This window comes from Streptomyces sp. NPDC006265 (genome assembly GCF_040613555.1).
Taxonomy (GTDB): Bacteria; Actinomycetota; Actinomycetes; order Streptomycetales; family Streptomycetaceae; genus Streptomyces.
In genome coordinates this window covers 1-2,911 of the sequence record NZ_JBEXSH010001026.1, presented here as the reverse complement: position 1 = coordinate 2,911, position 2,911 = coordinate 1, and the positions used below count along the sequence as shown (strand labels likewise).

Below are 2,911 nucleotides of genomic sequence, written 5' to 3'. Positions count from 1 at the left end.
GGTCACCTGGGCCTCCTCCGCCGGCCACATCGGCGAGGCGGCCGACGGCCGCGGCTATCGGTTGATGGTGCACGCCGGCGTCGGCGGCACCGGTCTCAGGGTGCGCCTGACGAACGCCTTCGGCGACGAGCCGGTGACGTTCGAGAACGTCCACGCGGGTCTGCAACGGGACGGCGCCGCCCTCGTCCCCGGCAGCAACAGGCGCCTGACCTTCGGCGGCGCCCGCTCCGTCACCGTCCCCGCCGGCGGCATCGTCTACAGCGACCCGCTGCCCGGCCACGTCCCCGCCGGGCGCACCCTCGCCGTCAGCCTGTACGTCCCCCGGGCGGACGGCGCGCTCACCGGGCACTGGATGGCGATGCAGACGTCGTACACCACCGACGGCGACCACAGCACGGAGGAGGGTGCGGCGCACTGGAAGCAGCGGACCGGCTCCTGGTCCTACCTCGACGCCGTCACCGTGCGCCCCCGCAAGGGGACGGGTGCGGTGGCCGCCCTCGGCGACTCCATCACCGACGGCTGGCATTCCACGATCGACCGGAACCGCCGCTGGCCCGACTACCTGGCCCGCCGGCTCGGCACATCCGGCAACACGGTCAAGGGAGTGGCCAACGCGGGCATCGCCGGGAACAAGGTCCTCCTCGACGGCCCCGGCGAGAGCGCCCTGAACCGCATGCAGCGGGACGCGCTGTCCCTGCCGGGCGTGCGCACGGTCTTCCTCTTCGAGGGCGTCAACGACATCAAGGCCGAGCCCGGCGCCACGAGCGCCGGACTGATCGCCGGGTACCGCAGGCTGATCGACCGGGCGCACGCGGCCGGGAAGTGCGTCGTCGGCGCCACGATCACCCCCTTCAAGGGCTGGCAGGAGTGGGACCCCGCCGGCGAGGCGGTACGGCAGCGGGTCAACGCCTTCATCCGCGACAGCGGGGAGTTCGACGGGGTCACCGACTTCGACCGGGTCCTGCGCAGCCCCTACGACCCCGAGCGGATCCTCCCCGCCTTCGACGGTGGCGACCACCTGCACCCCAACGACCAGGGGATGCAGGCGATGGCCGACGCCGTCGATCTCCAGAGCCTCGACTGCGGGACCGGCTAGGCCGTGTCCGCAAGGTCCCGCCTGGCTGTCTCACGACGCCCGGCCCGCCCGGCCCGCCCGGGACTGCGGTGCACGTCGGACGGTCAGCCGGATGTCGTGGGCTCCGGGGTGATCAGGCCCGCGCGGTAGGCGATCGCCACGGCCTCGCCGCGGCTCGACGCGCCCAGCTTGGCGAGGATGTTGGAGACATGCACACTCGCGGTCTTGCCGCTGATGAACAGCTCCTCGCCGATTTGCCGGTTGCTGCGGCCGAGGGCGAGCAGCCGCAGCACGTCCTGCTCGCGCGAGGTGAGCATGCCGGCGCGGTCGTCGCCGCCCCGCGTGTCCGAAAGCCGGCTGCGCCGGACCAACGCGTCGACCTGCTCCCGCAGCGAGGTGGCACCGAGATCGTCGGCGCTCTCACGGACCGCCCGGGCCTCGGCCGCCGCCTCCTCACGACGCCCGGCCACCACCAGGGCCTCGGCGTACCGCAGACGGCAGCGCGCCAGCTCGTAGACGTCGCCGTAGCCGAACGCCGTCACCGCCTCCGACCAGGCCGCCGCGTCCGGCCCCTTCACGGCCCGGACCCACTCCGCCTCCGCCCGGGCCAGCCAGGCCTGCCCCTCCGGCCCCTGGGGTGTGCCGTCCTCACCGTGGACGGCGACGGCCCGCGCCAGTTCCACCAGTTCCGTCGCGGTGCCCGTCCAGCGGCGGACCCCGGCCTCGTCACCGCTCAGCCGTAGCCCGGCGGCCGCGTCGGCCACCGCGGACAGCGCCAGGGCGGCGAGCCGGACCGTGACGCCCGGGCGGGGGACCGCCTCGTCGGCCAGGGCCGTGACCGTGGACCGCATCCACCGCACCGCGTCCTCGGGATCGCCACGCAGCGCCGCGGCGTCGGTGAGAACGATGCCCGCGACCAGGGTGGCCATCCAGTCGAAGGGACCCTCCAGCAGGGCGCGCGCCCGGTCGGCGGCCGCCAGATCGCCACGCGCCAGCGCCACGTACAGCGCGGGACCGAATGTGTAGCCCCCGGCCGCCGACGGCACCCCGGCGTCGGACGCCGCCGCGCGCAGGCACTCGTCCCAGCGGCCCAGCACATGCAGCACCAGCAGCCGCAGGTACCGCATCTCCAGCGGGTACGTCGAGGACAGCAGCCCGGCCTGGCGGGCCCGGTCCAGGCCCTCGGTCAGCCAGGGCACGCACTCCGCCAGGGCACCGGACTCGTAGCAGCCCATCGCCAGGTTGAACAGGGCCCGCAGCTCCACGGGTGCGTTGCCCGAACTCCGGGCCAGCGCACGGGCCTTGACCAGCCGCTCGCGTCCCTCCGCGCCGCGTCGCCCGGCCCCGTCGAAGACGGCCAGCGAGATCAGCAGGTCCGCCTGGGCGTCGGTCACCCGCAGTTGCTCCGCCACACCCAGGGCCCGGCGGGCGACCCGCAGCGCGGTCTCGTTCTCCCCGACGTGGCGTGCGGCCAGGACATGGGTGGCCGCCGCCCACACCCACGTACGCGACGGAGGGTCCTCCGGGATCATCGCCAGTGCCTCGCTGCTGTAGGCGAACGCCGCAGCCAGGCTGTCCACGCTCAGCAGGTTCCCGGCGAGGGTGTAGCGGACCCGCGCGGCGAGCTCGGAGTCGGCGTCCTGGCCGAGTTCCGCCAGTGCGGACCGGGTGAGGGCGACCGCGCGGTGCAGATGGCCGGCGTGCGCGGCGGCCGCCGAAGCCCGCAGCGTCAGCGTGACCCGGTCGACACCCCCGCCCGACGGCCGGGCCTCGGGGCCCACCGCCGGCCACAGGTCCAGGGCGGCTTCGAGATGCCGCTGCTCCTCGGCCGGCGCC

General features: G+C 74.9%; 2 protein-coding genes. One reads left to right on the top strand and one right to left on the bottom strand.

Annotated elements, in window-relative coordinates; all coding sequences use genetic code 11:
* The coding region (locus ABZ281_RS44590; protein WP_356664010.1) for an SGNH/GDSL hydrolase family protein at positions 1-1,096 on the top strand (1,096 nt) is incomplete at its 5' end.
* Positions 1,097-1,179: 83 nt separating this feature from the next.
* On the opposite strand, the gene ABZ281_RS44585 is transcribed toward ABZ281_RS44590, so the two are convergent.
* A partial coding sequence (locus ABZ281_RS44585; RefSeq protein ID WP_356664008.1) for a response regulator transcription factor occupies positions 1,180-2,911 on the bottom strand: 1,732 nt, incomplete at its 5' end.